Genomic DNA, 5234 nt, shown 5'->3' on the forward strand with positions numbered 1-5234 from the left:
TCCAACCGCGGCCGCCCACCCCGGCGGGAACGCGGTGGTGGAGGAAGTAGTGGTTGCAATGACTTCCAGAGCTTCTGACTGACGACTTTCCGTTTCATCTTCGCCAAATGCGGGCATACGCATCTGACATCAAGAGGTTTTGTTAGCGGGTCTAAATGGAACCCTTACCGAACTGGCTCTCTGCAAACGACTACTAGCGGACTGGGTAGCATACCTTCAATAGCAATGATGGCCGCACTCCTGTTCCCTGCTCTCAATGCTGTACCCCATCGCTCGGTATCCGACTTGCCGCTTTTCCCACATCCGCACGAGGGCTGGGTGCCCTATATCGATAAAATCAATAATGCGTACGTCCGTCTTTTCAGCATGCTCCCGGTGAAGCCGCCCAGCATATTGCTGTAGTGTTCCCTTCCAAGAAACGGGCATGGCCAATACCAATGTATCGAGCGGAGGATGGTCAAAGCCTTCACCAACTAGCTTGCCTGTGGCCAGCAGAACACGAGGGGAGTCCGGCGGCAAGCCGTTCAATTCTGCGACCATTGCCGTGCGCTGTTTACGCGACATCCTCCCGTGCAGCACAAACAACGAAGCAATGAGTGGCTGCAGCATTGACTGAAGCATATCCAGATGTTCCGTCCGCTCGGTCAATACCAGGATTTTCCTCCCCAGCCTGAAGGCCTCAGTCACTTCATTAACAATCATCTGCGTTCGCATACCATCTGCTGACAAATGGCGGAACACATCCTGAATACCCGCATCACCCGGCACGTCAATAACGTGAGACAGAGACCGGGGATATACTTCAAGCAGATGGGGCGCAGTAGCCGGTCGCTCCGCGGTGTAGCGTATTGGGCCACACTGCATGAAAATTATCGGTTGTTGGCCATCTCGCCTTATCGGCGTGGCCGTCAGCCCAAGCACATATTTCGCCCTGGCCCGCTTCAAGAGCAAATCGAAAGAAACCGCGCCAACGTGATGGCACTCGTCAACAATCACCTGTCCATAGTTCTCGATAAGTGAACTGATTTCCCCTTTGCGGGACAGCGACTGCATCACCGCAATATCGATTTTGCCGGTCGGCTTGTTTTTACCGCCCCCAATGCAGCCAACCAATCCTTTGCCAGCCCCCAAGAAAACTTGTAATCGTTCCTGCCATTGCTTGAGCAACTCGGTCCGATGCACCAATATCAGCGTATTGACTCCTCGCCGGGCTATCATCGCGGCCGCTGTGACCGTTTTCCCAAATGCTGTCGGCGCACACAATACGCCAACATCGTGATGCAACATCGCCGCAATGGCTGCTTCTTGGTCCAAGCGCAAGGTGCCGCCAAAATTGACACGAATGGGCTCCCCCTGATAGCGCTCATCCTGTAACTGGGTTTCAATATTGTGTGCCGCTAAGAGCTCAAGTGCTGTATCCAGGCATCCTCTGGGCAGGCCGATGTGCTTGGGAAAATTTTCTGCGCACCCAATAACGCGTGGTTTATCCCAGACCGGGAAGCGCATTGCTTGGGCTTTGTAAAACTCCGGGTTCTGAAATGCCGCCAAGCGGATGAGTCGGTTAGCCAGTGCCTGGGGGAGCTCAGCCTTTTCAAAGTAGATAAGATTGCCAAGCGTCACCCGCAACCTTTCCGGCATGGGTCCTGGAATCTTCGTCCTGCTGGTCGCCGTTTTTTTCCAGGGCGTGCTTTGTTCCTCATCCTCAATGAATGTCACATCCAAAGGATGGCTACCGCCAGTCGCCTGAACAATGACGGGCTCGATGTCTTCTGCTGACATGCGCGTGACCGAGGCCAAAAATGCCCACTGGTCGGGGTAGGGACGGAGTTCCTCGTCGACAAAGACACTCCCATTGTTTTCCCTCGCCCGCTTCTGCAGCGGAAGAGCAATCAGGTTGCCAAATCCCCCCTTGGGCATGGAGTCCTGATTGGGAAATAGACGGTCATAGGAGGAGAGTTCCAGTTGCCGGGTGCTTGAGCATGTATGGCTTAGGAGGGCCGTTCCCAGTCGACGCGCATCGCGAGCTGAGACTTTCCTTGTGAAGAAAATCCAGGCATGAGCACCATTGCCCGAACGCGAGATTTCCAGAGCGGCCGGAACCCCCAACGTCCTGCACGATTGCAAAAAAGCGCGTACGTCGTCTCGCCATTCCTTCTCGTCAAAATCCACGGCCAGGAAGTAACAAGCGTCATCCTCCAGCAAAGGATAGACCCCAGCAGTCATGGCGCCAGACAGATGGGCATAGATAACCGTGTCAGTGACCGGCATCAGCAAACGATGCTCGCAATCCGCGCACTTCACCTTGGGCTTATGACATATTCCAGGCTGCCACTCATTGCCACATACCGGCGAGTAGCCTGACTTACCCGTCGCCTTGCTTTCCCAGCGAGTGGGATAAACATCCGTTCGCCCCTGGAACAAGCTACGGAACAAGGCGACTTTCTCAGCCGTGGAGAGTGGCGTAATGCTTGTCGGATGCGCCATCACAGGCGCCGGCGACTTCACACGCCACTCTATCCCATGCGCCTCCAACAGTCCGATTAAACGCGCATTCTCGGCTTGAAGCTCAGACAGAACATCCTGCTGGTCATTTTTCATCTGCGAAATCCAATGCAACAGATGCCATCACGGTGCATCAGAAGCGCCATCCCATCGGTCTACCAAACCGGGCGACATGAACCTGACTCATTACAGTTAGACCGGAGTCGGCCCCAAGCTGAATTTACCCTCTTGGCGCAGCCTTTGGTAAATGGTCGTCACATCACGACGAATATTGGGGCCTAACCAAACTAGACCCTCAATCAAGCCATCACAGACCCAACGCCCATTCAAAGGGAATACCCCGGTTCTTATGACGGAACCAGTCTCTCCCTGCCCGATGTCCCGCAAACGCTCGGTCAGTCCCAGTACACCATGCGCGCAGCTGCCATCTTCAGGTAGCAACACTGAATACGCCCGCGTATCTTTGAGATAAACCCAGCGATTGAGCCGGATTAGGCGAATAGCCTCCAGCATTTCTTCATCAGGATGCCGTAGCGTGGCTCGGTAACGAGAGAGCGAATCCCGGTCCGCTTCATAGCGTGCCCGGCCAAGCGCCAGCCATTGGGTTGGCCGCTTGCCGTGTTTCTCCTTTGCCTTCACCAACGTGCCGAGAAAGGCCATGTAGGTATCAATAAAACGGTCTGCGCTGTCACGGTCAATCAACATACTGGGCACCTGGGTGACGGAGGCAATAACAAGCAAATTTCATTTGCTTTTCATTTAACCGACTTGAGCAAAGGCACCTAGCCACCGGCGCATGGCAAGGCTGCTTTGCTACTTGTCTAAATACCAAATCGTGCTGCCGTATTTGGAGTTCGGGAAATTTGGCATCAACTCACCCTGGCTAAAGGGTCGCCGTGAATTCTCCATGGCAGGAGTCCACCAGTAGCCACTTTCCGGGCAAGGCTTGTCAGCTTCACAGCGCATACCTTCGATAGCGGATGCCGACTCGGGCGCTGCTTCCGGCAGTGGTACCGAGTCAAACCTTTCATACCAACTGACCGTGTCTGTTTTATCAAAGCCATTCTGTTGTGGCAGGTGATAGTGGAGCGAACCAGGCTGAGTGGTACGCACTGGCTTCACAACGCGGCTTACTGCTACATAAAGGACAGGCGCGCAGTCTTCCGGGGCACCCAAGTCGGGATATTCGCCGGCCTGAATCATCAAGCCGCCAGCGTAGTGGCTAAAGGTGATGTCTGGCCAAGCGGTAAGCTGAGCACGAATGGTGGCCTCACCGCCCAACTGCTGGACAAAGTAGTCACCGAGGATAGTAAGCCAGTTGGCACCTTTGATATGGTTTTGTAGCTCATGTGCACCGGCAGAAAATGACATGCTATCCACATCCAACCCAATGAAGCGTTGCGCCAGCTCATACTCGTTTGGCAGGTACTGGTGAAAATCCGCCGGTAGAGTTGGCGAGAATCCGCCATATCCATGAGTTGGGCTCAACTTGTCGGCAATGAAAGCTACCAGGCGCTGATACTGTTCGCCCCCTCCCTCCGTCATTAGTATTTCAGCTGGTAAGGAGAACTTGAGGTAGGATTTGTGCCCCCACTCCTCGTGTAAGGCTCGACGGGTTAGGCACTCCATGAAATAGTCAGGCGCATAGTCCTTAGTTTTTTCCGAGGTAATCAGCCACTCCAGAGACTCGTGTGGGTCGTCTAATGCCAAAGCTTTTTCCCGGCAGCGCTGGTAAGTGGTCGACGTCATTTGAGCAAACTTTTCGCCCGAGAAATACTTCCCCTTTAGCTGAACGCCAAACAGCTCATAAAAGTAGTCGTAACATTCGACGATTTTGCTGCGCACGGCCACCGTGCTGCCGCCCTCATAAAAGAAGGTAGCTATCAGCCCTGGACGAATGACCACCGTATCATCGCTACCCAGCGTCCAGGTAAGTTCATCTTGATACTGCTGCAGTCGTTGCAGCTGTCGAGGCATCGATGTTTGTTCCATTCTCAATCCCAATCTATGCAGTCGCCGCTATCGAGGCGCCGCCCATAATCCCTACGCAAGCCAGGAAGCCTGCGACTAACTCTGCAGGCAAGGCGAGCACCATCACCACCGCGGCGGCTACCACCAGCGCAATGCCGACTACCACCTTGCTGACATTGAGCACAATCTGCCCCCACTCAATCTGGCTAATCTCACTCCAGGCGATGTCGCAGTAGCGCTCAATTTTGGCCCATACCGCCTTCAGCTGTTCTTCGGTCCAACGCGCCAGCACCTGCCCCTGCTCGTTGACCCAGGTCCAGGCATAGCTTGCCTGGTCGCGAACCCAGCGGCCCGACTCTAACAGCCATGCAGCCTCTTGTGCCAGCCAGGCGCGGGTATCTTGCGCTAGACCTTCCATGCCTTTCTTAGACCCGCTAACAAAACCTCTTGATGTCAGATGCGTATGCCCGCATTTGGCGAAGATGAAACGGAAAGTCGTCAGTCAGAAGCTCTGGAAGTCATTGCAACCACTACTTCCTCCACCACCGCGTTCCCGCCGGGGTGGGCGGCCGCGGTTGGATGATTTTGCCGCCCTCAACGGCATCTTGTTTGTTCTCACTACCGGCATTCCTTGGGAGGACCTCCCACAGGAACTCGGTTTTGGCAGCGGTATGACCTGCTGGCGAAGACTGCGCGATTGGCAAGCGCTAGGCATTTGGGACCGCCTACACCTAGCCCTGCTGATACAACTGCGCCAACAC

Annotated in this window: 5 protein-coding genes; 1 reads left to right on the forward strand and 4 read right to left on the reverse strand. The window is 54.7% G+C overall.

The annotated features are described in order from the left end of the window. Positions 1-216 precede the first annotated feature (216 nt). The 4 genes from BR71_RS19590 to BR71_RS19605 form a co-directional block, all read right to left on the reverse strand. The gene (locus BR71_RS19590; RefSeq protein ID WP_052370887.1) at positions 217-2598 is read right to left on the reverse strand and encodes a TOTE conflict system archaeo-eukaryotic primase domain-containing protein; all 2382 of its coding nucleotides are present in this window, start codon (positions 2596-2598) and stop codon (positions 217-219) included. A 96-nt stretch (positions 2599-2694) separates the two neighbouring features. Beyond that, positions 2695-3207: a hypothetical protein gene (locus tag BR71_RS19595; RefSeq protein ID WP_156039065.1), complete on the reverse strand. Its 513-nt coding sequence runs from the start codon at positions 3205-3207 to the stop codon at positions 2695-2697. A 108-nt stretch (positions 3208-3315) separates the two neighbouring features. Further along, positions 3316-4494 carry a type VI immunity family protein gene (locus tag BR71_RS19600; protein WP_081862758.1) on the reverse strand — a complete coding sequence of 393 codons (1179 nt, stop codon included), beginning with the start codon at positions 4492-4494 and terminating at the stop codon, positions 3316-3318. Between the two features lie 13 nt (positions 4495-4507). Next, positions 4508-4891 (reverse strand): hypothetical protein, encoded by a 384-nt coding sequence (locus BR71_RS19605; protein ID WP_043641446.1) that lies wholly within the window; start codon positions 4889-4891, stop codon positions 4508-4510. Between the two features lie 64 nt (positions 4892-4955). Between BR71_RS19605 and BR71_RS23905 the strand changes: the two genes are divergently transcribed. Beyond that, positions 4956-5234 (forward strand): transposase (locus BR71_RS23905; RefSeq protein WP_156038851.1); only part of this gene is annotated, 279 nt, incomplete at its 3' end.

Origin of the sequence: Chromobacterium haemolyticum DSM 19808 (genome assembly GCF_000711885.1) — a bacterium.
Lineage (GTDB): Bacteria > Pseudomonadota > Gammaproteobacteria > Burkholderiales > Chromobacteriaceae > Chromobacterium > Chromobacterium haemolyticum.

Excerpts from the sequence above, each read along its gene's own strand:
- BR71_RS19590 (WP_052370887.1), bottom strand. The coding sequence starts at position 2,598 with ATGAAAAATGACCAGCAGGATGTTCTGTCTGAGCTTCAAGCCGAGAAT.
- BR71_RS19595 (WP_156039065.1), bottom strand. The coding sequence starts at position 3,207 with ATGTTGATTGACCGTGACAGCGCAGACCGTTTTATTGATACCTACATG.
- BR71_RS19600 (WP_081862758.1), bottom strand. The coding sequence starts at position 4,494 with ATGGAACAAACATCGATGCCTCGACAGCTGCAACGACTGCAGCAGTAT.
- BR71_RS19605 (WP_043641446.1), bottom strand. The coding sequence starts at position 4,891 with ATGGAAGGTCTAGCGCAAGATACCCGCGCCTGGCTGGCACAAGAGGCT.